The organism is Haliea atlantica, assembly GCF_054779855.1.
The window spans coordinates 62,574-89,381 of the sequence record NZ_BAAGXL010000005.1 but is presented as its reverse complement, the minus strand read 5'-3'; the positions used below and the strand labels follow the sequence as shown (position 1 = coordinate 89,381).

At 65.0% G+C, this 26,808-nt stretch carries 23 protein-coding genes and 1 other RNA gene; 15 read left to right on the top strand and 9 right to left on the bottom strand.

Going from position 1 to position 26,808, the window contains the following annotated elements:
- Positions 1–109 precede the first annotated feature (109 nt).
- The 4 genes from ACYVGS_RS05640 to ACYVGS_RS05625 all read left to right on the top strand — a co-directional run bounded on the left by ACYVGS_RS05640 (position 110) and on the right by ACYVGS_RS05625 (position 1,499).
- Positions 110–310, top strand: a complete 201-nt coding sequence (locus tag ACYVGS_RS05640; protein WP_460587686.1) for a TIGR02449 family protein — start codon at positions 110–112, stop codon at positions 308–310.
- A 4-nt stretch (positions 311–314) separates the two neighbouring features.
- Positions 315–632 (top strand): cell division protein ZapA, encoded by a 318-nt coding sequence (locus ACYVGS_RS05635; protein WP_460587685.1) that lies wholly within the window; start codon positions 315–317, stop codon positions 630–632.
- 44 nt (positions 633–676) lie between these two features.
- A non-coding RNA gene (gene ssrS, locus ACYVGS_RS05630) (6S RNA) lies at positions 677–857 on the top strand.
- A gap of 24 nt (positions 858–881) precedes the next feature.
- A complete protein-coding gene (locus ACYVGS_RS05625) occupies positions 882–1,499 on the top strand; it encodes a 5-formyltetrahydrofolate cyclo-ligase (protein ID WP_460587684.1) in 618 nt (205 codons plus the stop codon).
- 2 nt (positions 1,500–1,501) lie between these two features.
- Here ACYVGS_RS05625 and ACYVGS_RS05620 read toward each other — a convergent pair whose 3' ends face one another.
- Both ACYVGS_RS05620 and ilvA read right to left on the bottom strand, forming a co-directional pair.
- On the bottom strand, positions 1,502–1,648 hold the full coding sequence (locus ACYVGS_RS05620) for a hypothetical protein (protein WP_460587682.1): 147 nt from the start codon (positions 1,646–1,648) through the stop codon (positions 1,502–1,504).
- 200 nt (positions 1,649–1,848) lie between these two features.
- Positions 1,849–3,384, bottom strand: coding sequence for a threonine ammonia-lyase (gene ilvA, locus ACYVGS_RS05615; RefSeq protein WP_460587681.1), 1,536 nt, complete (start codon positions 3,382–3,384; stop codon positions 1,849–1,851).
- A 154-nt stretch (positions 3,385–3,538) separates the two neighbouring features.
- Here ilvA and rpiA point away from each other — a divergent pair, with 154 nt between their 5' ends.
- Positions 3,539–4,213: a ribose-5-phosphate isomerase A gene (gene rpiA, locus ACYVGS_RS05610; protein ID WP_460587680.1), complete on the top strand. Its 675-nt coding sequence runs from the start codon at positions 3,539–3,541 to the stop codon at positions 4,211–4,213.
- Positions 4,214–4,538: 325 nt separating this feature from the next.
- Here rpiA and ACYVGS_RS05605 read toward each other — a convergent pair whose 3' ends face one another.
- The gene (locus ACYVGS_RS05605) at positions 4,539–5,939 is read right to left on the bottom strand and encodes an FAD-binding oxidoreductase (protein WP_460587678.1); all 1,401 of its coding nucleotides are present in this window, start codon (positions 5,937–5,939) and stop codon (positions 4,539–4,541) included.
- 111 nt (positions 5,940–6,050) lie between these two features.
- Here ACYVGS_RS05605 and serA point away from each other — a divergent pair, with 111 nt between their 5' ends.
- The 7 genes from serA to ACYVGS_RS05570 all read left to right on the top strand — a co-directional run bounded on the left by serA (position 6,051) and on the right by ACYVGS_RS05570 (position 16,087).
- Positions 6,051–7,280 (top strand): phosphoglycerate dehydrogenase, encoded by a 1,230-nt coding sequence (serA, locus tag ACYVGS_RS05600; RefSeq protein WP_460587677.1) that lies wholly within the window; start codon positions 6,051–6,053, stop codon positions 7,278–7,280.
- A 69-nt stretch (positions 7,281–7,349) separates the two neighbouring features.
- Positions 7,350–7,892 carry an RNA polymerase sigma factor gene (locus ACYVGS_RS05595; protein WP_460587676.1) on the top strand — a complete coding sequence of 181 codons (543 nt, stop codon included), beginning with the start codon at positions 7,350–7,352 and terminating at the stop codon, positions 7,890–7,892.
- 128 nt (positions 7,893–8,020) lie between these two features.
- Positions 8,021–9,022: a FecR family protein gene (locus ACYVGS_RS05590; protein WP_460587675.1), complete on the top strand. Its 1,002-nt coding sequence runs from the start codon at positions 8,021–8,023 to the stop codon at positions 9,020–9,022.
- A 65-nt stretch (positions 9,023–9,087) separates the two neighbouring features.
- Positions 9,088–12,090 (top strand): TonB-dependent receptor, encoded by a 3,003-nt coding sequence (locus ACYVGS_RS05585; protein WP_460587674.1) that lies wholly within the window; start codon positions 9,088–9,090, stop codon positions 12,088–12,090.
- 12 nt (positions 12,091–12,102) lie between these two features.
- A complete protein-coding gene (locus tag ACYVGS_RS05580; protein WP_460587673.1) occupies positions 12,103–12,564 on the top strand; it encodes a hypothetical protein in 462 nt (153 codons plus the stop codon).
- Between the two features lie 198 nt (positions 12,565–12,762).
- Positions 12,763–15,654, top strand: coding sequence for a TonB-dependent receptor plug domain-containing protein (locus tag ACYVGS_RS05575; protein WP_460587672.1), 2,892 nt, complete (start codon positions 12,763–12,765; stop codon positions 15,652–15,654).
- 157 nt (positions 15,655–15,811) lie between these two features.
- A complete protein-coding gene (locus ACYVGS_RS05570) occupies positions 15,812–16,087 on the top strand; it encodes a hypothetical protein (RefSeq protein ID WP_460587671.1) in 276 nt (91 codons plus the stop codon).
- On the opposite strand, the gene ACYVGS_RS05565 is transcribed toward ACYVGS_RS05570, so the two are convergent.
- Entirely contained in the window at positions 16,088–17,230 is a 1,143-nt protein-coding gene (locus ACYVGS_RS05565; protein WP_460587670.1) for an aspartyl/asparaginyl beta-hydroxylase domain-containing protein, read from the bottom strand.
- A 120-nt stretch (positions 17,231–17,350) separates the two neighbouring features.
- Between ACYVGS_RS05565 and ACYVGS_RS05560 the strand changes: the two genes are divergently transcribed.
- Complete coding sequence (locus ACYVGS_RS05560; RefSeq protein ID WP_460587669.1) at positions 17,351–17,947, top strand: sulfite exporter TauE/SafE family protein; 597 nt, start codon at positions 17,351–17,353, stop codon at positions 17,945–17,947.
- Here the strand turns inward: ACYVGS_RS05560 and ACYVGS_RS05555 are convergent.
- From ACYVGS_RS05555 to tkt, 5 genes are read right to left on the bottom strand one after another with little or no spacing between them, the layout of a single operon-like run.
- Entirely contained in the window at positions 17,944–18,903 is a 960-nt protein-coding gene (locus ACYVGS_RS05555; protein ID WP_460587668.1) for an alpha/beta hydrolase, read from the bottom strand. The two genes, ACYVGS_RS05560 and ACYVGS_RS05555, sit on opposite strands and share 4 nt — an antisense overlap.
- A gap of 13 nt (positions 18,904–18,916) precedes the next feature.
- Positions 18,917–19,981, bottom strand: a complete 1,065-nt coding sequence (gene fba, locus ACYVGS_RS05550) for a class II fructose-bisphosphate aldolase (RefSeq protein WP_460587667.1) — start codon at positions 19,979–19,981, stop codon at positions 18,917–18,919.
- Between the two features lie 33 nt (positions 19,982–20,014).
- The gene (locus tag ACYVGS_RS05545) at positions 20,015–21,163 is read right to left on the bottom strand and encodes a phosphoglycerate kinase (protein WP_460587888.1); all 1,149 of its coding nucleotides are present in this window, start codon (positions 21,161–21,163) and stop codon (positions 20,015–20,017) included.
- A gap of 11 nt (positions 21,164–21,174) precedes the next feature.
- Positions 21,175–22,200: a glyceraldehyde 3-phosphate dehydrogenase NAD-binding domain-containing protein gene (locus tag ACYVGS_RS05540; RefSeq protein ID WP_460587666.1), complete on the bottom strand. Its 1,026-nt coding sequence runs from the start codon at positions 22,198–22,200 to the stop codon at positions 21,175–21,177.
- A 4-nt stretch (positions 22,201–22,204) separates the two neighbouring features.
- On the bottom strand, positions 22,205–24,205 hold the full coding sequence (tkt, locus tag ACYVGS_RS05535; RefSeq protein ID WP_460587665.1) for a transketolase family protein: 2,001 nt from the start codon (positions 24,203–24,205) through the stop codon (positions 22,205–22,207).
- A gap of 187 nt (positions 24,206–24,392) precedes the next feature.
- Here tkt and ACYVGS_RS05530 point away from each other — a divergent pair, with 187 nt between their 5' ends.
- The gene (locus tag ACYVGS_RS05530) at positions 24,393–25,391 is read left to right on the top strand and encodes an ArsR/SmtB family transcription factor (RefSeq protein ID WP_460587664.1); all 999 of its coding nucleotides are present in this window, start codon (positions 24,393–24,395) and stop codon (positions 25,389–25,391) included.
- A 22-nt stretch (positions 25,392–25,413) separates the two neighbouring features.
- On the top strand, positions 25,414–26,568 hold the full coding sequence (metK, locus tag ACYVGS_RS05525; RefSeq protein WP_460587663.1) for a methionine adenosyltransferase: 1,155 nt from the start codon (positions 25,414–25,416) through the stop codon (positions 26,566–26,568).
- Positions 26,569–26,808: the final 240 nt, after the last annotated feature.

Sequence of the window (26,808 nt, the reverse complement as noted above, 5' to 3'; positions counted from 1 at the left end):
CAACAAGTGCAGGCAGGCCCTTGAAATACAATGAAAAAACCCGCGTTGACCTGCGTCCGCGGCTACCCGTATAGTAAACACTCTCGTCAACCAGCCCAAGTATACCGCCATGGCAGACTCCGCGCTTCAGGCACTCGAAGCCAGGATCGATGAACTGGTCACCCTGTGCCAGAATCTCGATCGGGAAAACCGGCGCCTGAAAGCGGAAAACAGTGACTGGCGCCACGAGCGTGAGGACCTGTTGCAGAAAAACGAACTGGCCAGGTCCAAGTTGGAAGCGATGATCGCCCGTCTGCGGGCAATGGAGTAAGCGCGTGAGTCCTGCACAGACCGTTTTGGTCCATATTCTCGACAAGGAGTACCAGGTCGCCTGCCCGGAGGGGCAGCAGGAGGACCTGATCGTCTCCGCACGCTACCTCGACCGCCAGATGCGCAGCATCCGGGACACCGGCAAGGTCATCGGCCTGGAACGCATCGCCGTCATGGCGGCACTCAACATCAGCCACGAGCTGCTCCAGGCAACCCAGCAGGCGGCGCAGCACAACGCCAGCCTGGATGCACAGGCGGTCGCCAACCTGCAGCAAAAGCTGGACACGGCCCTGTCAAGGCTGCGCCAGCTGGAAATCAATTAGGTCCGGCCGGGCCAGAGGCATCGACATTTGTGTATAATGATTTCGGATTCCTGGCATAAGCGCCCGGCAGACAGTCCTCGAGCCGATACTTCTGTACCCGGATGCTCCTCGATGCCGTTGTTGCGCAAGTCCGGCATGTACCGGGAAGCCTGATACGGCACTGGACCATCCACCTTGAACCATCGGGTTCAAGGGCCACGCTGCCAACGCTATGCCGGGTTTCCTTCCTTCCAGACAAGCTCCCCCCGCATGCCCGAAACCCCGATTCCTGAAACACCGACCCGAGGCGCACTCAGACTGCAGCTCCGCCAGAAGCGGCTGAGCCTGCCGGATACCCTTCGGGAGAGCGCTGCCCGGAACCTGGAATCGCGACTGGCAAACCTCGAATGCTGGCAGTCCGCCAGAGTCATCGCCGGCTACTGGCCCAATGATGGGGAGATTGACCCCCTGCCCCTGCTGGAAGCTGTACGCGAGGCCGGCCGTCAGGTCTGCCTGCCGGTGCTGGCCGGAGGCAACACACTCCATTTTCGCGAGTGGCTGGCTGATGCCGTGCTGGTCAAAAACCGCTTTGGCATTCCCGAGCCGCCAGCCACGGCACGCGCACTGGCTGTCGCGGAGCTGGATATCGTGCTGATGCCCCTGGTGGGCTGGAGCCGCGACGGAACACGCCTGGGCATGGGTGGAGGATTCTACGACCGAAGCCTGGCGGGCACACACGCAGCCGTCAGGATTGGTCTGGGCTTTGACCGCCAGGAAGTGGAGGCGTTACCCAGGGCCCACTGGGACGTACCCTTGGATTACGTCGTGACGGAAACGGGTCTGTATTGCTGCAACCCTGCGCACCATCAAGCCGGCGGGCAGGCCTGAGCTCAATCAGCGGGCAACACACCCGCCTGCAATTGTGACGCGGGGGCCGCGACGGACTGACTCGCGGAAGTGGGGAGCATCAGGGTCACCACCACCCCAATGGCAAAGACCGCGACAAGAACCAGGACGAAATCCGGCTTGCTCTTCACTGTTCACCTGCTCTCTTGCTGTACCCACACAGCACCGGGACAGAGTGTCTCGGGCCACCTTGCACCGGCGCGGCAACCACCAGGTTGTCCACCGCCTCGGCTTGTGACTTTTTTTGTGACTTTTTTCACAAACGCCTCGAGTGTAGCCCACCAAAGGCCCCCTGCAAAGCCCAAACCCCCGAAAACAGGCGATTTTTCTGTCAAGCCCCAGGGGACTCCGGCCCCAGGTACAACTGGTAGGCCCGATTGTTGTGCTCGTCCCAGAAGGGGTAGCCGATCTCCTGCAGGGCCGACTCGAAGGCGCGCTTCTCACCCCGGGGCACCTGTACCCCCAGCAGAATGCGCCCGTAGGCGGCACCGTGGTTGCGGTAGTGGAAGAGCGATATATTCCAGCGCTGCCCCAGGGCGGAGAGGAACTTGAGCAGTGCACCAGGGCGCTCGGGAAACTCCACTCGATACACCAGTTCATCTCGCAGGTCTGCCGGGGCCCGGCCGCCCACCATGTGGCGGATATGCAGCTTGGCCATCTCGTTGTCGGTCAGGTTCTCGGCGACATAGCCCTGGGCTTCCAGGTCGGCGAGCAGGTCGGGCAGGTCACTGCCCCCAGGCACTACCGACAGCCCGACAAAGACCCGGGCGTTGCTGGCATCCGCGTAGCGGTAATTGAACTCGGTGATATTGCGGCGCCCCAGGGCGCTGCAGAAGGCCTTGAAACTGCCCGGCCGCTCGGGGATGGTGACACTGATCACCGCCTCCCGATGCTCGCCGATTTCCGTGCGCTCGGAGATATAACGCAGGCGGTCGAAGTTGGTATTCGCGCCGCTGACAATCGCCATCAGCTCCTGGCCCTGGACACCGGTCTGCTCCACATACTTTTTCAGGCCGGCCAGGGCCAGGGCACCGGCGGGCTCCGCGATACCGCGGGTGTCCTCGAAGATGTCCTTGATCGCCGCGCAGATTTCATCGGTGCTGGCAGTGATCACCTCGTCCACCGTGTTGCGGATCACGCGGAAAGTTTCCTTGCCGATCTGCGCGACAGCGCAACCGTCCGCGAACAGCCCCACTTCCGGGAGAACAGCGCGACGCCCCCGCTCCATCGCCAGCTTCAGGCAGGCGGCATCCTCCGGCTCGACGCCGACGATACGCGTATTCGGCCAGACGTACTTGACGTAGGCCGCCACGCCGGCCAGCAGGCCGCCACCGCCCACCGGCACGAACAGAACATCCAGGGGCGCCTGGTGCTGGCGTACAATTTCCATCCCCACGGTGCCCTGCCCGGCAATCACGTCCGGGTCGTCGAAAGGGTGCACGTAAATCATCCCCTTCTCCTCGACCAGCTTCTGGGCGTGGCGGGAGGCCTCGTCAAAGGCGTCGCCGTGCAGGACCACCTTGGCGCCGCGGTTGCGCACCGCCTCCACCTTGATCTGCGGCGTGGTGCGCGGCATGACAATGGTGGCCTTCACCCCCATGCGCTGGGCCGCCATGGCCAGGCCCTGGGCGTGATTGCCGGCGGAGGCAGCCACCACCCCGCGGGCACGCTCTTCCTCGCTGAGCTTCTGCATCTTGTTGTAGGCGCCGCGCAGCTTGAAAGAGAACACCGGCTGCAGGTCCTCGCGCTTGAACCAGACGCGATTGCCCAGCCGCTTCGACATGAGGGGCGCCTCGTCCACCGGCGTTTCCCGGGCGACGTCGTAGACACGGGCATCCAGTATGCGCTTGATATAGGACTGTGGCATGGGCTTGGCTTACTGACAGGAGAATGACCCACCATGGTAATCCACGGGCGGGCGCGTTGCAGCCCCGATTGCGGTCGCCGAACGGTTTTTACTGAAGCGCACCCACCCGCGGTCGTATAATGGATGGCACTCAGCAGGCAGGGAGAACAGCGCAATGACACAAGACGAACTGAAACGGGCCGTGGCCGAAGCGGCACTGGCCCACATACGCCCCCGGCTGGAGGACGACAGCGTACTCGGTATCGGCACCGGCTCCACCGCCAACTATTTCATTGACGCCCTGGCAGACCTGCGCGGACAGATCAACGCCACGGTGGCCAGCTCCGAGGCCTCGGCGCAGCGCCTGAAGCAGCACGGCATACCGGTATTCGACCTCAACGCCGTCGATCGCGTGGATTTCTATATCGATGGCGCCGACGAGGCCAACCCATACCTGCAGCTGATCAAAGGGGGTGGCGCCGCCCTCACCCGCGAGAAAATCGTCGCCGCCGTGGCGCGGGAATTTATCTGTATTGCCGACGGGTCCAAGCTGGTCGACACCCTGGGCGCCTTCCCGCTGCCGGTGGAGGTGATCCCCATGGCCCGCAGCCATGTCGCCCGGGAGCTGGTCAAGCTCGGTGGCGACCCGGTCTACCGCGAGGGCGTGGTCACCGACAACGGCAACGTCATCCTCGACGTGCACAACTTCATGATCCCGGCGCCGCTGGAGATGGAGAAGCGCATCAACAACATCACCGGCGTGGTCACCAACGGCCTGTTCGCCCTGCGCCCGGCGGATGTCCTCCTGCTCGGCAGGGAATCCGGCGTAGAGACCCTGCACGCCCGCTGACCTACGACAACTGGCCTCACACGCACTGCGAGACGCGAAGCTCACCGCGGGTGTGGCGAGGCCGGATGCCTGTTGCGGACTTGGAGGGCAGCGGTGGTGCGCTCCCAAGTCCGCCAGTAGCGCAATCACTTTCGGCTACCGGTGCCACAACCGCCGCGCTATCCACCCTGAAGGTTTTCCCCGCCTGCATCGGCGACCAGGGCCACGACTCTCTGCTCTCGCCGGCATCTGCCGCAGGTCATCGGCACCAGTGCTGCCCGTAATGGAGCAAGAGGTATCCGGTCTCGCTGCACCCGCAGCGGCCGCCAGGCCGCACGGGGACAGGTCAGGCGTCGAAGATCTTGCCGGGGTTCATGATGCCTGAGGAGTCGAAGACCCGCTTGATCTGGCGCATGATCTCGATCTCCAGCGGGGAGCGGCTGTAGTGGAGGTAGTCCTTCTTCAGCAGCCCCACGCCGTGCTCGGCGGAGACGCTGCCACCGTGGCGCTGGACGATCTCGAAGACCCAGCGGCTGACTTCTCCGCAGCGGGCCTTGAACTCGTCCATGGGCAGTGCGTCGGGCTTGAGCACGTTCAGGTGCACATTGCCGTCGCCGATGTGGCCGAACCAGACGATTTCGAAGTCCGGGTAGGCCTCGGTCACCACCGCCTCCACTTCGGCGAGGAATTCGGGTACCCGGGAAATGGTGGTGGCGATGTCGTTCTTGTAGGGGGTCCAGCGGGAGATGGTCTCCGAGATATCCTCGCGCAGGCGCCAGAGGGATTGGGCCTGGGCAACGCTCTGGCTGACCACACCATCCAGCACCCAGCCCTGCTCGACGCAGTGCTCGAAGAGGCTCATGGCCTGCTCCATTTCCGCCTCGCTGTGCTGCTCGAATTCCAGCAATGCGTAGTAGGGTGTCGCGGTTTCGAAGGGCCGCTGCAGGTCCTGGTGTTCCACCACCTTCTGCAGCGCCAGCTCGGAGAAGAACTCGAAGGCTTCCAGGTCCAGGCTACCCTGGAAGGCCTGCAGGACCGACATCACTGCGCCCATATCGGTGACTCCCAGCACCATGACCGCGAGATCCCGCGGGGCGCGGCTGAGCTGCATGGTCGCCTCCACCACGATGCCCAGGGTACCCTCGGCACCGATCACCAGCTGGCGCAGGTCGTAGCCGGCATTGTTCTTGATCAGGCCACGATTGAGATCCAGCAGCTCGCCGGTGCCGGTGACCAGCTTCAGTCCGGCCACCCAGTCGCGGGTCATGCCGTGGCGAATCACCTTGATACCACCGGCGTTGGTGGAAATATTGCCACCGATCTGACTCGAACCGCTGGAGGCAAAATCCACGGGGTAAAACAGGCCGCGATCCTCGGCGAACTGCTGCAGGCTGGCGGTGACCACCCCGGCACCGCAACGCACGGTGCGGTCCACCGGATTGAAATCACTGAGGGCGTTGAGGCGGTCCAGTGCCACCACCACCTCGCCGGCACAGGCCACGGCACCGGCGCTCAGACCGGTGCGCCCCCCGGAGGGGACCAGTGCCAGCTGGTGCGCCAGGGCAGCCTTGACCACCGCCTGCACTTCCTCGACCGAGCCGGGCAGCACCACCGCTGCGGGCGCGGGGTCGTGAAAGCGGGTCCAGTCGCGGCCATAGACCTTCAGGGATTCAGGGTCGGTGAGAACACGCTCGGCACCGACGCAGGCAATCAGGTCATCGAGGGCGGCAGCGGGGAAATCACTCACGGGTGGGCTCCGGGGCAGTTTAACGGGAGGGGCGCGCAAATTCGGCGCTGTATGGTAGCATACGCACCCCCTGAATCCCGCCCCACACCCTGACTTCGGGAGCATCCGCCCATGGCGTCGACCTCGCTGGACAAGAGCAAAATCCGTTTCCTGTTGCTGGAGGGCATCCACCCCTCGGCCATCGAAACCCTGCGCCGAGCCGGCTACGAGAACATCGAGGTCCACCAGAAAGCGCTGCCCAGCGAGGAACTCAAGGAGCGCATCGCCCACGCGCACTTTGTCGGCATCCGCTCCCGCACGCAGCTGACCGAAGAGGTATTCGAGTCGGCGCGCAAGCTGGTGGCCGTGGGCTGCTTCTGCATCGGCACCAACCAGGTCAACCTGGAGGCAGCCACCCGCCGCGGCATCGCGGTTTTCAACGCCCCCTTCAGCAACACCCGCAGCGTGGCAGAGCTGGTGATTGCCCAGTCCATCCTGCTCCTGCGCCGGGTCGCCGAGAAAAACGCGGCAGCACACCGCGGCGAGTGGCAGAAATCCGCCACCGGCTCCTTCGAGGCCCGCGGCAAGCGCCTGGGCATCATCGGTTACGGCAACATCGGCATGCAGCTTGGCGTGATCGCCGAAGGGCTGGGCATGCAGGTGCTGTTCTACGATGTCATCAGCAAGCTGCCCTTGGGCAATGCCCGGCAGATGCCCGATCTGGAGAGCCTGCTGGCCAACTCGGACGTGGTCAGCCTGCACGTCCCGGATCACCGTAGCACCCGCAACATGATCGGCGCGGCGCAGCTGTCGCAGATGCCCAAGGGGGCGATTCTGATCAACGCCTCCCGGGGCACCGTGGTGGACATCGACGCCCTGGCCGCGGCCCTGGACAGCCAACACCTCGCCGGGGCAGCCATCGACGTGTTCCCGGTGGAGCCGCGCTCCAATGAGGACGAGTTCATCTCACCGCTGCGGGCCTTCGACAACGTCTTCCTGACCCCGCACATTGGCGGCAGCACCGTGGAGGCCCAGGCCAATATCGGCACCGAGGTTGCGGAGAAGCTGGCACGCTACAGCGACAACGGCACCACCACCTCCTCGGTCAACTTCCCCGAGGTGGCCCTGCCGGAACACGAGGGCAGCCACCGCCTGTTGCACATCCACCACAATGTGCCCGGCATCATGAGCGCCATCAACGCGGTGTTTTCCGAGAACAACGTGAACGTCACCGCACAGTTTCTGCAAACCAACGAGGCCATCGGCTATGTGGTGGTGGATGTGGATGCCGAATACTCCGACGTCGCATTGGCCAAGATCGCAGGCATAGACGGTACGATTCGCAGTCGCGTACTATTCTGACTCAGGGGCGGCGCGACTTCCGGCGCCGCCAGAGATCGGCAACCCGGTACCGGTAAGGGCGTGACGGCCTTGGCGAACCCCAAAGACCGCTTTCTGGCGGAACTGATGTCGGAGCAGGGCCCCGGTCTGGAGCGCTACCTGGCGCGCAAGCTGGACAGCCTCGACGATGCAGCGGAAATCGCCCAGGAAACCTTCCTGCGGCTGCATCGCATGCAGTCTCCGGAAACCCTCGACAACGCCCGGGCCTACCTGTTCCAGACCGCCACCAACCTGGCCACCGACCAGCTTCGACGACGCAGCCTCCACCATCGCTACCTGAGCCGGGAAAGCAGCTCGCAGCAGTCCGGGGACGCTGCGGATGACGCCCGCAGCGACACACTCTCCCCCGAGCACGTGCTCGCCGCACGCCAGAAACTCCAGTCGATCATGCGCGCTGTCGAGGAACTGCCCCTGCCCGTGCGACAGGCCTTTCTGCTGCACCGGCGCAGCGGCCTGTCCTACGAGGCGATAGCGCGGGAAATGGGCGTGTCGGTGTCCAGCGTCGAGAAGTACATCCTGCAGGCGCTGCGACACTGCCGGAAGCGCCTGGCGCGCCTCTACCCGGACGACTGAAAATGCCCGGAATATTTACTGAGGGAATCTCGCCGATACTCGTTACACTAAGACACGATGTGCCCGGCCCGGAAACGGCCCACTGGCAGGGCAACACTGATCGCCGGGCTTGCAGGTAAACGAGGGGCATGGGGCACTCCGGAACAGGTCTGACAGACGACAGGGCGCGAGAGCAGTTCGACCAGGACTGCGACGATGCCCTGGCCTGGATTGCCCGGTTTCGCAGTGGCAGTGCCGGCGAGGATGATCACCGTGCCTTTGCCCTGTGGCTGGCCGCGGACGATCAGCATCGCAAGGCCCTCGACCTCATGCTCGACCTCTGGGATGACCTGGGCAGTGTACAGCACCTGCCTTTTAATGAGCCCATTGAGGAGCCAGCCAAGCCCTCCCGCCGCCGCTGGCTGGCCGGTGCGGGCGCCATGGCGGCCAGCGCGCTACTGGCAATCCTGCTGTGGCCGGCAGCGGAGGCCCCCTCCGATACCCTGAACTTTCGCACTGCGCTGGGGGAGCGCCGGGAGGTCGCACTGCCGGACGGTTCCCGGGTTGTACTGAACACCGACTCCCGGCTTCGGGTGCAGTACCACCGCGATTCGCGCACCCTGGCACTGCAACAGGGGGAAGCCTACTTCAGCGTGGTGACAGACCGCGAGCGCCCCTTTACCGTCACCGCCGGGGCCTTCGACATCACCGCGGTGGGCACCGCCTTCAACATTCGTCGCCAAGGCGATGATAGCAGCGATATCACCGTCACCGAGGGGGTCGTGCGAGTCAGCGACCGCAGGGCGGGTTCGACCCAGGCGCCCGCGCTGGTGGCGGCCGACGAAGCCCTGCATGTGTCCAGCGCAGGGCTGGCCCCGAAACGGGGCGTCGACAGTCGCACACACACCGCCTGGCAGCGCGGCGAACTGATCGCCGACGCCATGCCGGTCGCCGACGTCCTGCGGGAGTTGTCCCGCTACCACGAACAGCGCATCGTCGCCGGCACCCCGGAGGTCGCCGCGCTCACGGTTTCCGGGGTTTTCCAGCTCGATCACCCGGACACAGTGGTCAGGGCACTCGAGCGCAGCCTGGGCCTGCGTGCAGAAGCTATCAGTTCGCGCACACTGCGGTTGATGAAAGCAGATCAGTAAGCTATAACCGGGCTACGCTGCGGCTACTGGCTGCGGTTTCCTTACGCAAGTTCAGCAGGTAGCCTTTGCCAAGCAGGCGAGAAGACATCGCGGCCGCTCCTGACAGCGGCATTGGCCGCTTGCTTCGGTCGGCGGGCTATTGTGCCCTGTTGCTTGCCCTGGTCTGCCTCGCATCCCTGGCCCTTGCCTCAGAGCCCCTTCGCTACCCCTTCCAGATCGAACCCGGCCCGCTGCCGGCGGCCCTCCTCGCCTTCAGCCGGCAGAGTGATACCCCCATCGTATTCTCCGACCGAAGCGTGCGCCATCTCTCCGCGCCGGCCGTGATCGGTGACCTGACCGCGGCGGAAGCCCTCGATCAGCTGCTGCGCCATAGCGGGCTGAGCTGGGAGGCGGTGGATGAACGCATTATTGCCGTCTTCCGCACACGCTGCATCGACCACGAGGACGACCCGGACTGCCCGGGCTTTCGGGAAACCGGAGCCCGCTACATGGCCTATGAGCCCGGCATCGAGGAGACCTACGTCTATGGCTCGCGCCTCACCGGCTCGCGCATTCGCCGGGACCCCGGACGCTACGATGCGCCGGTGGACATCTTCGCCCGGGCGGATATCGAGCGCAGCGGCGCGCAGACCCTCAGTGACCTGCTGCGCTTTCTACCCGCCGCCGTGGGCAACTCCACCAGCACGGCCATCAGCAACGGCGGTGACGGGACCGCCACGGTCACCCTGCGCGGTCTGCCCGCCAGCAACACCCTGATTCTGATCAATGGTCGACGGGTCGCCAATGCCGGGCTGGCGGGTGAGTCGGTCAATCTCAACAGCATCTCGGCAGCAGCGGTCGAACGGGTAGAGGTTCTCAAGGATGGCGCTTCCGCCATCTATGGCTCGGATGCCATTGCCGGCGTGGTCAATGTCATCATGAAGCGGGACTTTTACGGCTGGCTCGCAGAGGCCTACCACGGCCAGAGCAGCCGGGGCGACCTGCAGACCCGGACCCAGACCCTGCAATACGGCGGCACCATTCCGCGCGGAACCGTATTTGTCAGCGCGTCGCATTTTGAACAGGAGCCGCTGTTCAGCCGCGACCGCCGGGTATCGCGCAATGCCGACACCCGCGATCTCGGCGGCAGCGACCAGCGCTCCAGCGCAACGCCGAATGCGCGGATCGCCCTGCCGGATGGCAGCACGCTGATTGCCACGCCCGATGGCTATCGTCCCGTCGGCCCGGACGACCTGTACAACTACCAGCAGGACACCACCGCGGTGGTTCCCCTGCGGCGCGAGAGCCTTTACGCCAGTCTGATCCACGACATCACCGACCAGGTCAGCGCTGAGCTGGAACTCCACTGGCTGAAAAACAGCGCGCGCGCCACCCTGGCGCCGACACCGATCTTCACCGGCTTCGAGCAGACGTCGCTGGTGGTTGCCGCCGACAATCCCTTCAACAGTTTCGGCATACCGCTGAATGATGTGCGCCGAAGGCTGGTGGAATTCCCCGCCCGCGAGCAGCACAACGAGTCCGAGATATTCCGGGCCAGCGCCATCATGGAGGGGGTCTACGCCGACTGGCACTGGGATGTGGCGCTGACCCGCAGCGAGAACCGGGCGCGGGAGTCGCTATCCAACCTGGTCGATGCGGAGCGCCTGCAGCGCGGTATCGGCCCCGCCGCCGACTGTCTCGGCCCGGCAATCGATGGCTGCCAACCCGTTAACCTGCTGGGACCCGCCGGCAGCCTGGGCCCGGCCCAGGTGGATTACCTGCGCGTCGACGGCAGCATCAGTGGCTACAGCAGCCTGAGCAGTGCCGCCATCAACCTGAGCAATGCGCTGCTCAATCTCCCCGCGGGCCGCGGTGACCTCGCAGTCGGCCTGGAGTTTCGCCACGAGGCCACCGCCAAGCGCCCCGACGCCCGTCTCGCCGACACTGCAATACTTGGGGCGGGCAACCTGCAGGCCACCCGGGGTGAGCGCAAGGTCCTCGAGCTGTACGCCGAGACCCGCCTGCCCCTGTGGCGAGAGGGCAAGTCCCGGATTGATCTGGAGGCGGCACTGCGCCAGTCCAGCTACAGCGATTTCGGCGCGGCCACCAATCCCCAGCTCGGACTGCGCTATCAGATCACCCCATCCCTGGTATTACGCAGCGGCTACGCCCGGGGCTTCCGGGCCCCCAGCCTGAAAGAGCTTCACGAAGGCCCCAGCGAGACCCAGGCCTTCATCACTGACCCCTGCATCAACCCGGCCAATGTCGGCACCCTGCCCGGATGCAGCACGCAGGCCGACCCCACGCGCAACCAGTTCCTGGTGGTCAAGGGCGGCAATCCCGACCTCGACGCCGAACACGCCGACACCTGGAGTGCCGGGATCCGCTGGAACCCCGCGAGCGTGCCGGGGCTCCGCCTGAAAGCCGATTATTTCCTGATTGAACAGGAAGATGTGGTCGCCTCCAGCGCACAGTTCCTCGTCAACCGCAACGCGCGGGACGGCAGCTTTGCCGAGCGCATCAGCCGCGATGAGCGGGGCAACCTGGTGCTGGTCCAGGCGGAAAACCTCAACGTGGGCCGGCGGCGCGTGCAGGGGGTCGATCTGGGCCTGACCTGGACCCTGCCGCGGCAAACCTGGGGGCAACTGCAGCTCCAGGGCAAGGGCGCCTGGATCGGGGAATACCTCACGCAGTTCGACCCCAGCGAGCGGGGCCGCGACCTCGCCGGCACCTTCCAGGACGAGGCAGCCGAGGGCCTGGGTGGCATACCCCGCTGGAAATCCCAACTGGGCCTGCTCTGGCACTGGCGCAACTGGGAGGCCAGCTACCAGCTGCACCATGTCAGCAGCCTGCGGGAAACCCTCCCGGATACCAACCGTCGACGCCGGATTGATGCCTGGACCATCCACGACCTGCAGCTGAGCCTGCTGCTGCCAGTGCGAGAGGGGCTGCGCGTCACCCTGGGCGTGGACAACGTCCTCGACGAAGCGGCGCCATTGGCCGCCTCGGCGTTCAACGATAATATCGACGCCAGAACCCACGAGCTGCGGGGCCGCTTCTGGTACGCCCGCCTCAGCCAGCGATTCTGATTGGAGCCTCCCATGCGACCCCATCCCCTCGTTTATACCTTCCTGGCCCTCTCGCTCTCCGCCTCCATGGCCCTCGCCGAGGATTTTCCCGGTGTCCGTCAACTGATGAGCGACGAGCAGTTTCGGGAGGCCGGACTGCACAAGCTCAGCACAGAAGAGCGGGAGGCGCTGGACCGCTGGCTGCTGCACTACACCGTGGGAGATGCCCAGGAGCTGCGCCGCAGCAACGAGGCCGTGCAGGAAGCTGAAGAGGCCGTGACCATCGAGGCCGCGATCAAGTCGCCTTTCCGGGGCTGGGACGGCAATACCGTATTTCAGCTGGACAACGGCCAGGTATGGCGCCAGCGCCTGCGCGGGCGGTATTTTCACCGCGGTGACGACAACGCCGTGGTGATTCGCAAGAACCTCTTCGGCTTCTGGGAAATGACCGTGACCAGCAGCGGCAAAACCGTGGGTGTCACCCGGGTCAACTGATCCGCGACATCGCGCGGGGACAGTGCCCTGTCGGCCTGATTTTCGGCACTTTTTCAGGTTCCACAAAGATTCCGTGAATTTGTCACAAAACCCTCGGGAACTTTGCGGACGCCCCCTCCGAATTCGTTTAACGTTGGTAACCAGTGGCATCAGCCACCGGAACAACAACACGTTGAAACGACGTACAGGGGTAAAGCTATGTTGATCAAAAATCGTCTCACCATGGCGGTCTCTGCCGCCCTGGGCCTGAGCGCCGGGGCGGTACTGCCCGGGGTCGCCAATGCCCAACAGGAGATGCTGGTCGAGGAAGTCGTGGTAACCGGCTCTCGCATCCAGAAAGCCAACCTGGTCTCCGCCAGCCCGGTGACCCAGGTCGATGCCGAGGAATTCAAGTTCCAGGGCACCACCCGCGTTGAAGACCTGATGAAGAACCTCCCCCAGGTCTACTCCAACCAGAACTCCAGCCAGTCCAACGGCGCCACCGGCACCGCCACCCTGAACCTGCGCAACCTGGGTGACGAGCGTACCCTGGTGCTGGTCAACGGCCGTCGCCTGCCGGCTGGCTCGCCCCTCCAGGGCGGTACCGGCGCGGACATCAACCAGATCCCCGCGGCCCTGATCCAGCGGGTTGAAGTCCTGACCGGTGGCGCCTCAGCGACCTACGGTTCAGACGCGGTCGCCGGCGTGGTCAACTTCGTGATGAAGGATGACTTCGAAGGCGTCGAGTTCGACTACCAGTTCAGCCAGTACCAGCACGACAACAACAACAGCGGCATCCAGGATATCGTTTCCGGTGCCGGCTTCCCCGTACCCGACGGCAGCAAGACCGATGGCGACATCGAGAACTGGTCGCTGGTCATGGGCGGCAACTTTGACAACGGCCGCGGCAACATCACCGCCTATGCCGGCTACCGGGAAATCGATTCTGTCCTGCAGAGCGAGCGCGACTACTCCGCCTGCGCGCTGGGCGTGACCGTTGCTTCCTGCGGCGGCTCCGGCACCAGCCCCCAGGGTACCTTCCTCACCGAGGCGGGCACCTACTACGTCGACGGCAACCAGTTCGTGCCCGGCAACAAGGTCTTCAACTACGGCCCGCTGAACTACTATCAGCGCCCCGACGAGCGTTACACCGGTGGTGTCTTCGGCCGCTACCAGATCAATGAGCATGTCGAGACCTACACCGAACTGAGCTTCATGGACAACCGCACCAACGCGCAGATCGCGCCCTCCGGTGCTTTCGGTGTGTCCTTTGACCTCCGCTCCACCAACCCCTTCCTGTCCGACCAGCAGCGCGACATCCTGTTCAGCGACCCCGCGAACCTGAACGATGATGGCACAGCGCCGATCACCCTGCTGCGCCGCAACGTGGAAGGCGGCCCGCGTAACCAGGACCTGCGGCACACCACCTTCCGCGGCGTCTTCGGCATCCGCGGCGACATCAACAGCACCTGGCGCTATGACATCTACGGGCTGTACTCCGAAGTCTCCATGGAGAACACCTACAACAACGACTTCTCCAACGCCAAGATCGTCAAGGCACTGGATGCGGTCGAAGTGACCGATCCCGATACCGGTGAGAGCAGCATTGTCTGTCAGTCGGTTGTCGACGGTACCGACACCAACTGTGCGCCCTGGAACGTCTGGCAAACCGGCGGTGTCAGCGACGCCTCCGTGCAGTACATGGAACTGCCCCTGTACGCACGCGGTACCACCGACCAGAAGGTCTTCTCCGGTTACCTCGCCGGCAGCCTGGGCGACTACGGCATCCAGCTGCCCTCCGCCAACAGCGGCGTGGAGCTGGTAGTCGGCGCCGAATACCGCAAGGAAAGCCTGGACTTCAACCCCGACGAAGGCTTCCGCCTGGGTCTGGGCGCGGGTCAGGGCGGCGCCACCAACCCGGTCAGCGGTGAATACGATGTCAACGAATTCTTCACCGAGATCAGCCTGCCGCTGATCGAGGGCGCCGCCATGGCGGAAGAAGTGGTCCTCGACATGGGCTACCGCTACTCCGACTACTCCACCGGTGTGACCACCGACACCTACGGTGTGCGCGGTGGCTGGGCGGTCAACAGCGACGTCAAGTTCCGCGGTAGCTACCAGCGTGCGGTGCGCGCGGCCAATATCCGCGAGCTGTTCCTGCCCCAGGGCTTCAACCTGTTCGACATGACCCAGGATCCCTGTACCACCAGCCCCGACGGCAACCCGCCCACCGCTACTGTGGAGCAGTGCCAGCTGTCCGGTCTGCCTCCGGAGCTCTACAACGACTTCGTGGACTCCTTTGCCGGCCAGTACAACTACCTGCAGGGCGGCAACACCGAGCTGCAGCCGGAAGAGTCGGACACCTACTCGCTGGGCTTTATCTGGTCGCCCTCCTTCGTGGAGGACCTGACCCTGAGCGTCGACTGGTACTCCATTGAAATCGAGCAGGGCATCGACGAGCCGAACCCCGAAACCGTCCTCGACGAGTGTCTGGCGGGTGACCTGAGCCAGTGCGAAAAGGTCAACCGCGGCCCGCTGGGTGACCTGTGGCTGGGCTCGGATGTCAACTCGAGCGGCCACGTGGTTGCAACGCTGGCCAACCTGGCGCTGGAAGAAGTGGAAGGCTGGGACATCATTGTCGACTACGCCCTGCAGCTGGGCGACATGGGTACCCTGACCTTCAACAACACCATGTCCATCATCGACAAGTGGGACCAGCAGGAGTTCGCCGAAGCCGAAGTGGTTGACTGCGCCGGCATGTGGGGCTCTTCCTGTGGCTATCCGACCCCGGATTTCCGCAACAACCTGCGCGCCACCTGGCTGACCCCCTGGAACGTGACCACCAGCCTGCTCTGGCGTCACATTGGCGGCACCGATGATCTCGCGGAGAACACCGATATCGACAGCTACAACTACTTCGATATCGCTGCCATCTGGGATGTCATGGAAAACGCCTCCATCCGTGTCGGTGTCAACAACGTGCTGGATGATGATCCGCCCATCGTCGGTGACGGTGCCGGTCCTTCCAACAACGGTAACGGCAACACCTTCCCGGGCATGTACGACGCCCTGGGCCGCTACATGTACGTTGGCGCCACCCTCAGCTTCTGATGACCCATGCCCCCGGCTCTCTGGTCGGGGGCAGGCATCAGGCCCTGCACAAACCCGGCCACGGCCGGGTTTTTCTTTCCCGACGGTCTGGCACGCTGTGCTTGACCGCCCGCTCTCCGGAGCAGACACTCAAACGCTTTAGCGGAGGTATTCCCCGATGAAATGCACAAGCACCCTGCTGCTGGCTGCCCTGCTCGGCCTCACCGCTGGCTGCGCAGGCACCGCCAATAACAGCGGCAGCCCGGCCAACCAGGTCGCCGCGTCAGGCGACGAGAATGTTCGCTGCAAGACCGTCATCAAGACCGGTACCCGCCTGGGCACCAAGGTTTGCAAGACCGAGGCCCAGTGGGACGCGGATGCGCGGTCCAGCCGCGAGGCCACGGAAGACATTCAGCGTACGTCGACCCAGGGCTCCTCGCCCCCCGGCGCCTGATTAAGTCTCGTAGGCCCTAACCGCCGTCAGTAACTGGGACACACGAAGGCGCTCTTCGGCGTTCAACTCCGGGCGCCAGATATCAAAGAGCAGGACGATGCGCGGCGCCTGGCTGTCATTCCAGGCTTCGTGCTCCATGCTGTCGTCGAAAATCAGCAACTCCCCCTCGCGCCAGGGGCGCTGCTGGTTGCCCACCCGCAGGGCACCGCAATCCTCTGGAACCACCAGGGGCAGGTGACAGATGAGGCGGGTGTTGACGGCGCCGTGGTGTGGCTCTATGCGTGTTTCCGGGGCGAGGCGTGAAAACAGGACTGACGGCATCTGCCCGGGAACCTCGCAGAGGGGCAGCCTGGACAGGGCTCTCACCGTCTCGGGGCAGCGCTGCTGCACGTCAGCGACCGGCTCACCCTCCCGCCACAGGTAGCATGCCCCCCAGTCGGGGCTGTTCAGGTTGGCGCTGCGATTCAGCGCCGGAATATCGGCACTGCTCTCCAGGTAGGGCTGAAAACAGCCCCCGGCCTGCTCCAGGGCCAGCACCTCCCGGCGAATCGCAGCCGTGGCAGCTTCCAGCTCGGCCACCCAGGCGAACTCCGAACGCTCGTAGAAACTGCGCTGGGGCAGGCCGGGAAAATAGTAACGCGTCGGCTGCTGCAGCTGTACCGGCTGCTCGCCGAAAGCAATCGCCAGGGATTCGGCAAAACGCGGCGCCGCGTCGGCCTGATAGCCCTGTTCCTCAAGAGCCTCCAACACATGGCGCTGGTAGCGGACAGAAGCCTGCTCACAGGCCACGCTGGCCCGCCGGAGAGCCGACTGCACATCCGCCGGCAGGGAGCCGGCGCCCGCAGCGACCTGCAGCGCCGCCTGATAGAAGGCCACGGCGCCGCGCCCCTGACCCAGGCGCGCCAGGTGGTCCGCCTTGAACAGCAAGGCTCTCAGATTGCGTGGCTCGAGCGCCAGCGCCCGGTCCACGGCCACTAGAGCCGCCTCCGGCTTTTCCAGGTGCACCCGGGAAAAGGCCAGTGCCAGCCAGGCACTGGCACTACTTGTGCTGCCCGCCACGGCACTCTCCAGAAAGCGCTCTGCCTCGGCGGGCCTGCCTTCACGCAGTGCGGCGAGCCCTTGCTGCAAGGAGTTATTCTGCATATTCACCCTTATTCCATGCCCGGGTGGAGTCGCGGCGCTACAGGCGCTAAGCTGCAGTAACCGGCCCGGAGACTGCCCCGATGGTAGCAGACCACCTGGAGCCCGTCCCTAGGAGTGCACATGGATACACTGTCCGCCTTTGTCACCCTGGTCTTTGTCATGGACCCACTGGGCAACGTGCCAATCTTTCTGTCAGTCCTCAAGGACGTCGAAGGCCGCCGCCGGCACTGGATCATCTTCCGCGAACTGCTCATCGCCCTCTTCGTCCTGCTGCTTTTCCTCTATGCCGGAACCTCCCTGCTGGACGCGTTGAAGCTCAAGGAGGAATCCATCAGCATCGCCGGCGCCATCATCCTCTTCCTGATCGCCCTGCGCATGATCTTTCCATCACCCTACGGCCTGATGGGCGACACACCCGACGGGGAGCCCTTTATCGTACCCCTGGCGATTCCCGCCGTGGCCGGCCCCTCGGCGCTGGCCATCACCATGCTGCTGGTCAATACCGACCCGACACGCATGCTGGACTGGACCGTCGCCGTCATCGGCGCCTGGGCTGTCGTCGCGGTGCTGCTGATGGCCTCCTCCCTGCTCTCCCGTGCCCTGGGACATCGCGGGCTGATCGCCATGGAGCGCCTGATGGGAATGATCCTGGTGATTATCGCGGTGCAGATGTTCTTTGACGGCGTCCAGCGCTTCCTGCACCTGCCGACGGGCTAGCGCCAGCCGCAATAGCGGTCCACGACACGGAGGTAGCGCTCGCGCAGGGCCACCGCCTCGTTCGCCAGGTGGTGCCCGGCCCCGGGGAGCAGTTCGATGCGCAGGCCCGGAAACAGCTGGCCGTACTGGGGCAGGTTGTAGCGCCAGTCCACGGTCTGGTCGGCATCGCCCTGCACCAGCAGGGCCGAGCCCACGCCGAGGTCCTCCCGGGGCAGCCCGGCCAGCCAGCGGCGCAGGGCACCCACCCAGGCGACGGGAATCCGCTGGGACTGCAGCGGGTCGCGGCGCACGAAGTCCAGGAATTCACGGTCCGAGGAGTTCTCGGCAAAGCGCCGGGGAACACTGTCCAGGAAGCGATGCACCAGGGTGTGGGCGAGGCAGACACGCCACCACTGCGCCGGTCGCAACAGCGGCGCCAGCAGCACCGTATTGCGGAAAGGCCAGGCTTCATCCGAACGGCGGGCGAACTCCACCAGTGCGGCGCCACCGGTACTCTGGGCAATCACGCTCCAGGGCAGGGACGGAAAACCTGCACCGGCCAGCACATCTGACACCGCAGCACCGTAACTGGCGAAATTGTCGATGCTCGCCGGAGCGCCACTGGACAGGCCGTGGCCCGGGAGATCAAAGATCAACACATTGGCGCCCCGGGCGAGACCGTGGGCGACGAGGTGGCCGTACAGGCCTGTGTGGTCAAAATACCCGTGCAGGAGCAGCAGGTTGTGCCGGGCCCCAGGCTGTTCCCAGGCCTGCACGGCCAGGCGATAGGGACCGCTCTGCAGGGTGCCTATCCGGTGCCCGACACCGGGCAGGCGCCCGGCAAAATCCAGGTGATAGTAGTCGAGATAAACCGCCAGGGTCGGGTCAACCACCGGCTCCGCGACAGATGCCCCCCCGGGGAAGTCCGGCAGCCCCTGCGCCAGGGCCGCCAGGCTTTCGACACTGGGCGGCAGCATGGCCTCGCCCCGCTCAGTGTACCTTGGGGTTCAGCTCGCCGGCATCGTAGGCTTCCTGCATGCTGATCAGGGAGCGCACCTTGATCTTGTCGGCGTGACCGGCCGTGCCGAAGGCCTCGTAGCGCGCAATGCAGATATCGCGCATGGCTTTCACGGTTTCCGCCAGGAATTTGCGCGGGTCGAACTCCGCCGGGTTCTGCGCCAGGAAGCGACGCACCGCGCCCGTGGAAGCGAGCCGCAGATCGGTGTCGATATTCACCTTGCGCACGCCGTGGCGGATGCCTTCCTGGATCTGCTCTACCGGCACGCCGTAGGTTTCAGGGATCTCGCCACCGAACTCGTTGATGATGGCCAGCCACTCCTGGGGCACCGAGGAGGAGCCGTGCATCACCAGGTGCGTATCGGGAATCCGCGCGTGGATCTCCTTGATGCGGTCGATGGCCAGGATGTCACCGGTGGGGGGGCGACTGAACTTGTAGGCACCGTGACTGGTGCCACAGGCAATCGCCAGGGCGTCGACGCCAGTGTCCTTGACGAACTGGGCCGCTTCCTCGGGGTCGGTGAGCAGCTGGTCGTGGCTGAGGGTCCCCTCGGCGCCCACGCCATCCTCTTCCCCCGCCTGCCCGGTTTCCAGGGAGCCCAGGCAACCCAGTTCACCCTCGACGGAAACCCCGCAGGCATGGGCCATCTCGACCACCTGGCGGGTGACACCGGCGTTGTAGTCGTAGTCCATGGGGGTCTTGCCATCGGTGCCCAGGGAGCCGTCCATCATCACCGAGCTGAAGCCCAGCTGGATGGAGCGCTGGCAGACCGCCGGCGACACGCCGTGGTCCTGGTGCATGACCACCGGAACCTGCGGAAACTCCTCGATAGCGGCGGCTATCATGGCGCGCAGAAAGGGCGCGCCGGCGTACTTCCGGGCACCGGCGCTGGCCTGCATGATCACCGGGGAGTTGGTGGCGGCCGCCGCCTCCATGATGGCGCGGGTCTGCTCCAGGTTGTTGACGTTGAAAGCGGGCACGCCGTAACCGTACTCGGCGGCGTGGTCGAGAAGCTGGCGCAAACTGATCAAAGCCATGATTTCAATTCCTCTGTATGTCGCTGCGCGCCTTCAATCGGCAGCGCGCTGTTGCAAAATGGCGACCGCTGGTAGCGTCTTGCCCTCGACGTATTCGAGGAAGGCGCCACCACCGGTGGAAATATAGGACACCTGGTCGGCAATGCCGAACTGGTCGATGGCGGCCAGGGTGTCGCCGCCCCCGGCCAGGGAGAAGGCGGAGCTCCCGGCAATGGCTCGTGCCAGCGCTTCGGTGCCAGCGGCAAAGGCCGGAAACTCGAATACGCCCACCGGGCCATTCCAGAGTATGGTGCCCGCATTGGCAATCACCTCGGCGATCGCGGCGGCAGCTTTCGGGCCGATATCCAGGATCATGTCGTCCTCGGCGACCGCGTCCACCGACTTCAATTCCGCCTCGGCGTCGGCCGCAAAAGCCTTGGCCGTCACCACATCCTGCGGCAGGGGAATGGTGGTTTTTGCCATCAACGCGCTGGCCGCCGGCACCAGATCATGTTCGCAGAGCGATTTGCCTACCGGTTTGCCGGCGGCCGCGAGGAAGGTATTGGCGATACCGCCGCCAACCACCAGCTGGTCCACTTTCTCGGACAGAGTCTCCAGGACTTCCAGCTTGGTGGAGACCTTGGAACCGCCGACAATCGCCACCATGGGGCGCGCGGGCTTGGACAGCGCCTGCTCCAGGGCATCCAGCTCCGCCGCCAGCAAGGGGCCCGCGCAGGCAACCGGCGCGAAGCGGGCAACCCCATGGGTAGACGCCTGGGCCCGGTGGGCGGTGCCAAAAGCGTCCATGACGAAGACATCGCAGAGCGCGGCGTAGGCTTTGGCCAGCGCTTCGTCATCTTTCTTCTCGCCCGGATTGAAGCGCACGTTCTCCAGCAAGGCCACCTGGCCATCGGCCAGGTCGACCCCGTCACGCCAGTTGTCGACCAGGGGTACCGGGCAACCCAGCAGGCCAGCCAGGTGCTCGGCGACAGGCGCCAGGGAGTACTGCGCCTCGAAGTGGCCCTCTTCGGGGCGTCCCAGGTGGGACATCAGCATCACTTGGGCACCCGCCTCCATGGCCTGGCGCACCGTCGGGAGTACCGCCCGTATGCGCGCATCGCTGGTCACCCGGCCATCCTTGATCGGTACATTGAGATCCTCGCGGATCAGTACCCGTTTGCCGGCCAGGTCCAGGTTGGCCATCAGCTTCATCGCTACTCCTTGTCGTTCTTCAGATTGCCCCAGTAATTCGCCACATCGAGCATGCGATTGGCAAAACCCCACTCATTATCGAACCAGGTCAGCACCTTGACCAGCCGATCACCACTGACCCGTGTCTGGCTGGCATCGACGATACTGGAACGCGGATCGTGGTTGAAGTCACAGGATGCCAGGGGTTCACAGCTGAAGCCCAGCACACCCTTGTAGCGCTCTCCCGCGGCCCGGCGCAGTACGTCATTCACCGCGGTTTCTGTCGCATCCCGGGCCACCAGAACGGTCAGGTCCATGGCCGAAACGTTCAGGGTCGGCACGCGCAGGGCCTGGGCGGTGAAGCGCCCGGCCAGATCGGGCAGGATCCGGCCGATTCCCCGGTCCAGGGCGGTGTCCACGGGAATGATCGACTGCCAGGCCGCGCGCGTCTTGCGCAGGTCTGTATGGTGGTAGGCATCCAGCACTGGCTGGTCATTCATGGCCGAGTGGATGGTGGTGATGGTGCCGCTCACCACGCCAAAGGCACGCTGCAGGGCATCGATCACCGGCACAATGCCGTTGGTGGTGCAGGACGCCGCGGAGGCTACGCCATGCTCGCGCCGCAGCTCGTGGTGATTGACACCGTAGACCACGGTGGCGTCGATATCCGCCTGGGCCGGCTGGGAAAACAGTACCCGCCGCGCGCCCTGGCGCCGGTGCAGCTCCGCCGTGGCCCGGTCGGAAAAGGCGCCGGTACACTCGAGGACCATATCCACGCCCAGCTTGCCCCAGGGCAGCTGGCCCACATCGGGCTGGCTGATCAGGGCGATGTCATCACCGTCCACGCGCAGGCCGCCGACATCTCCCTCCAGGGGCAGCGGAAAGCGGCCGTGGGTGCTGTCGTAACGCGTCAGGTGCAGCGCGGTGCGCGCGTCGGCCAGCTCGTTGATGGCGACCACCTGCAGGCGGTCGCGCAGACCGCCCTCATAGAGTGCCCGCAGCACACTGCGCCCGATACGTCCGTAGCCATTGATGGCAATGCGCAGCACGACCTTACTCCTGCAGCAGCTCCTCCGCCACGGCGACCACGCTGTCGACAGTGAAGCCGAAGTAGGCCATGAGATCCGCGGCGGGCGCGGATTCGCCAAAGGTCGTCATCCCGACGATGCGGCCGTCCAGGCCGACGAACTTGTGCCAGTAGTCGACATGACCGGCTTCCACGGCCACCCGTGCCAGTACATCGCTGGGCAGCACCTGTTCGCGATAGAGCGCTTCCTGTTCCATGAAACGCTCGGCACAGGGCATGGACACCACCCGCACCTGGCGCCCATCGGCAGCGAGCTTCTCCGCGGCCTCCATGGCCAGCTGTACCTCAGAACCGGTGGCAATCAGGATCAGCTCCGGGTGCTCCTGGCTGTCGCGCAGGATGTAGGCGCCGCGCTCGATGGCTTCAAGCTGTGCCTCGTCCCGGGCCTGGTGCTGCAGGGACTGACGGGAGAATACCAGGGCCGTCGGCCCGCCACTGCGCAGCAGGGCCTCGCGCCAGGCCACGGCCGATTCCACGGCGTCACAGGGGCGCCAGGTCAGCAGGTTGGGGGTGGCACGCAGGGCAGTCAGCTGCTCCACCGGCTGGTGGGTGGGGCCGTCTTCGCCCAGACCGATCGAATCGTGGGTGTAGACAAAGATGGAGCGGGTTTTCATCAGCGCCGCCATGCGCACGGCATTGCGGGCGTATTCCATGAACATCAGGAAAGTCGCCCCATAGGGCACCAGGCCACCGTGCAGGGCCACGCCGTTCATGATCGCGGACATGCCGAACTCGCGCACCCCGTAGTAAACATAATTGCCGGAGGCATCGTCGCCGGTGACGCCCCGGGCGCCATCCCACAGCGTCAGGTTGGAACCGGCCAGATCGGCGGAGCCCCCCAACAGCTCGGGCAGCACCGGGCCGTAGGCGTTCAGGCAGTTCTGGGAGGCCTTGCGGGAGGCAATGCTCTCGCCCTTGCTCTGACATTGTTCAATATAGTCCTTGGCATAGCGCTCGAAATCCGCCGGCAGCTCGCCAGCCAGACGCCGGCGCAGCTCGGCGGCCAGCTCGGGAAACTCCGCCGCGTAGGCCTGCATGGCCTCTTCCCAGGCCTGCTCCCGCCGGGCACCCGTTTCACGCGCATCCCAGCCGGCGTAGATCTCGTCGGGAATCAGGAAGGGCTCGTGGGGCCAGCCGATGGCTTCGCGGGTCGCGGCAATCTCTTCATCGCCCAGAGGCGCGCCGTGGCAGCTCTCGGTCCCCTGCTTGTTGGGCGCACCCTTGCCGATCACCGTCTTGCAGCAGATCAGGGTCGGGTGCTCGCTGTCTTCGCGAGCCGCCTCGATCGCCTGGCGCACCGCCTCCGGGTCGTGGCCATCGACATCGGGGATAACCTGCCAGCCGTAGGCGCGGAAGCGCCCGGGGGTGTCGTCGGTGAACCAGCCCTCGACCTCGCCGTCGATGGAAATGCCGTTGTCGTCATAGAAGACGATCAGCTTACCCAGACCCAGGGTGCCGGCCAGGGAGCTGACCTCGTGGGAGATGCCCTCCATCAGGCAGCCATCGCCGGTAAAGGCATAGGTGTAGTGGTCCACCACCGCGTGCCCGGGACGGTTGAACTGGGCCGCCAGGACTTTCTCGGCCAGGGCCATGCCCACCGCGTTGCTGATGCCCTGCCCGAGGGGGCCAGTCGTGGTCTCCACACCGGGAGCGTAGCCGTATTCCGGGTGGCCCGGAGTGAGGCTGTGCAACTGCCGGAAATTCTGGATCTCGCTCATCGGCAGCTCGTAGCCGGTGAGATGCAACAGGGAGTAGATCAGCATGGACCCGTGGCCATTGGATAATACAAAACGGTCGCGATTGGGCCAGTGGGGGTTGGCGGGATTGTGCTGAAGGAAGTCGTTCCAGAGCACCTCGGCGATGTCGGCCATGCCCATGGGCGCGCCCGGGTGGCCACTCTTGGCACGCTGGACGGCATCCATGCTCAGGGCGCGGATGGCATTGGCAAGGTCGGTACGGGAGGGCATCGGTGTCTCCAGAATCACGGGTCGTTGGGGGAGTGCTGTCAAAAAGGGCGGCTATTTTCGCGTATGCGGGGCTGAACGGCAAATAAACTGGCGATATTTTCACCGCTCGGCTGGCCCCACCGACAACCGCGCGATCTATATCAAAATATTTTGATATAGCTCCGGAGCCTGCTACACTGCGCAGCCTATGAAAGCCACTCCCGCCATTGCCGTCAGCGGGGCGTCGGATATCGACTCCCCCGTGGATCAGCTCGCGAGCCTGTGCAAGGCGAGCGCCGAGCCCTTGCGCCTGCACATCCTGCGCGTGCTGGAGCGCGACTCCTTCACGGTAACCGAACTGTGCCAGTTGTTCGCCATTCGTCAGCCGGCACTCAGCCACCACCTCAAGGTGCTCTCCGGGGCCGGACTGGTGACCAGTCGTCGCGAAGGCAACAGTCTGTTCTACCGGCGCAGTCAGCCGGGCAGGGTCGATGGCCTCGAGGCGTTGCAGCAGCAGCTTTTTGACAGTCTGGACGCCCTGCCGCTGGAGCCCGCTCTGGGTGAACACCTGCGCGAGGTCCAGGCCTGCCGGGAGGCGACGTCCCGGGCTTTTTTCCACGACAATGCGGACAAGTTTCGCGAACAGCAGGACCTCATTGCCAGTCACTGGCAGTATGGCGACGCCGTGGCCCAGGTATTGCGCGAGGCGCGCTTTCCCCGACGCCAGCGCGTGCTCGAGGTGGGCCCCGGGGACGGCGCTTTCCTGCCCCACCTCGCCGACCAGTTCCGGGAGGTGATCGCCCTGGACAACGCAGAGGCCATGCTGGAACGAGCCCGCAAACGCGCCACCGAGGCGGGCCTGGACAATATCCGCTTCCTGCACGGCGACACCCGCCATCCCGGGCTCGCCGAGCTGCAGGTGGACGGGGTGGTCATCAACATGGTGCTGCACCACTGCGCGCGCCCCGACCAGATCATCGCGGACACGGCCAACTGCCTGCGCAGCGGCGGGCTGCTGATGGTGACCGAACTTTGTGAACACGACCAGGCCTGGGCCCGGGACGCCTGCGGCGATCTCTGGCTGGGCTTTTCCCCCGAAGCACTGACCCACTGGGCCACCCTCGCCGGCCTGGAAGAACACGCCAGCGTCTACCTGGCACAACGCAATGGCTTCCGGCTGCAGGTGCGCCTGTTCGGCCGGCCCTGATACCGAGACAAGGACATTTTTCATGAGCGAATACGCCCTCTTCACATCAGAGTCGGTTTCCGAGGGGCACCCGGACAAGATGGCCGACCAGATCTCCGACGCCATTCTCGACAAGATTCTCGGCGACGACCTCGACGCCAGGGTGGCGGTGGAGACCCTGGTCAAGACCGGTATGGTGGTGATTGCCGGCGAAGTCACCACCAAGACCTGGGTGGACCTGGAAGACGTGGTCCGCAAGGTCGTTCTCGACATCGGCTACAACAGTTCTAAGGTCGGCTTTGACGGTGCCTCCTGCGCGGTGCTGAACGCCATCGGCAAGCAGAGCCCGGACATTGCCCGCGGCGTGGACGAAAGTGCGGAGAAGGAGCAGGGTGCCGGTGACCAGGGCCTGATGTTCGGCTACGCCACCAACGAGACCGCCACCCTCATGCCCGCGCCCATCTATTTCTCCCACCGCCTGGTCGAGCGCCAGGCGGAACTGCGGCGCAACGGCACCCTGCCCTGGCTGCGGCCCGACGCCAAGAGCCAGGTCACCCTGCGCTACGAAAACGGCCGCCCGGTAGGCGTCGACGCCGTGGTGCTGTCCACCCAGCACGACGAGCACATCAGCCAGGCCGACATTCACCTGGCGGTCATGGACCTGATGATCAAGGAAGTCCTGCCTCCCGAGTGGCTGGGTCCCGAAACCCGCTACCACATCAACCCCACCGGCCAGTTCATCATCGGCGGCCCGGTCGGGGACTGTGGCCTGACCGGCCGCAAGATCATCGTCGACACCTACGGCGGTATGGCCCGCCATGGCGGCGGTGCCTTCTCCGGCAAGGACCCGTCCAAGGTCGACCGCTCCGCCGCCTACGCCGGCCGCTACGTGGCCAAGAACATCGTCGCCGCCGGCCTCGCCGATCGCTGCGAGATCCAGATCTCCTACGCCATCGGTGTGGCGGAGCCGACCTCGATCGCCATCAACACCTTCGGCACCGGCGAAGTTTCGGATGCCCGCATCGTCGAGCTGGTGCGGGAGCACTTCGACCTGCGCCCGAAGGGCATTGTCGAGATGCTCGACCTGAAGCGGCCGATCTACCGTAAAACCGCGGCCTACGGGCACTTCGGGCGCGAGGACGCTGACTTCACCTGGGAGAAAACAGACAAGGCGGAACTGCTGCGCTCGGCGGTCTGAGGCGATCCCAGAACGCTGGGCCGACTGCGGGTGCGGGTGCCTCGTAAGAGCCGGCTCGTTACCGTTGCCGCCCCGGTCGGGACACGCTGTGAATACGTCCCTGTACGCTCGTCGCCGGCCGTCCATGGCCGGCGACGGTCCCGACCGGGGCGGCAACGGCAACGAGCCTGATTTTGAGGTAACCGGAAGCCCGGCGCTTTGTTTGAACCGCCGCGACGACTGGGACCGGTTGCGCGCACG

Coding starts and splice junctions, on each gene's coding strand:
- ACYVGS_RS05640 (WP_460587686.1), top strand. CDS start 110: ATGGCAGACTCCGCGCTTCAGGCACTCGAAGCCAGGATCGATGAACTG.
- ACYVGS_RS05625 (WP_460587684.1), top strand. CDS start 882: ATGCCCGAAACCCCGATTCCTGAAACACCGACCCGAGGCGCACTCAGA.
- ilvA (WP_460587681.1), bottom strand. CDS start 3,384: ATGCCACAGTCCTATATCAAGCGCATACTGGATGCCCGTGTCTACGAC.
- rpiA (WP_460587680.1), top strand. CDS start 3,539: ATGACACAAGACGAACTGAAACGGGCCGTGGCCGAAGCGGCACTGGCC.
- serA (WP_460587677.1), top strand. CDS start 6,051: ATGGCGTCGACCTCGCTGGACAAGAGCAAAATCCGTTTCCTGTTGCTG.
- ACYVGS_RS05590 (WP_460587675.1), top strand. CDS start 8,021: ATGGGGCACTCCGGAACAGGTCTGACAGACGACAGGGCGCGAGAGCAG.
- ACYVGS_RS05580 (WP_460587673.1), top strand. CDS start 12,103: ATGCGACCCCATCCCCTCGTTTATACCTTCCTGGCCCTCTCGCTCTCC.
- ACYVGS_RS05575 (WP_460587672.1), top strand. CDS start 12,763: ATGTTGATCAAAAATCGTCTCACCATGGCGGTCTCTGCCGCCCTGGGC.
- ACYVGS_RS05570 (WP_460587671.1), top strand. CDS start 15,812: ATGAAATGCACAAGCACCCTGCTGCTGGCTGCCCTGCTCGGCCTCACC.
- ACYVGS_RS05565 (WP_460587670.1), bottom strand. CDS start 17,230: ATGCAGAATAACTCCTTGCAGCAAGGGCTCGCCGCACTGCGTGAAGGC.
- ACYVGS_RS05560 (WP_460587669.1), top strand. CDS start 17,351: ATGGATACACTGTCCGCCTTTGTCACCCTGGTCTTTGTCATGGACCCA.
- ACYVGS_RS05555 (WP_460587668.1), bottom strand. CDS start 18,903: ATGCTGCCGCCCAGTGTCGAAAGCCTGGCGGCCCTGGCGCAGGGGCTG.
- fba (WP_460587667.1), bottom strand. CDS start 19,981: ATGGCTTTGATCAGTTTGCGCCAGCTTCTCGACCACGCCGCCGAGTAC.
- ACYVGS_RS05545 (WP_460587888.1), bottom strand. CDS start 21,163: ATGGCCAACCTGGACCTGGCCGGCAAACGGGTACTGATCCGCGAGGAT.
- tkt (WP_460587665.1), bottom strand. CDS start 24,205: ATGCCCTCCCGTACCGACCTTGCCAATGCCATCCGCGCCCTGAGCATG.
- ACYVGS_RS05530 (WP_460587664.1), top strand. CDS start 24,393: ATGAAAGCCACTCCCGCCATTGCCGTCAGCGGGGCGTCGGATATCGAC.
- metK (WP_460587663.1), top strand. CDS start 25,414: ATGAGCGAATACGCCCTCTTCACATCAGAGTCGGTTTCCGAGGGGCAC.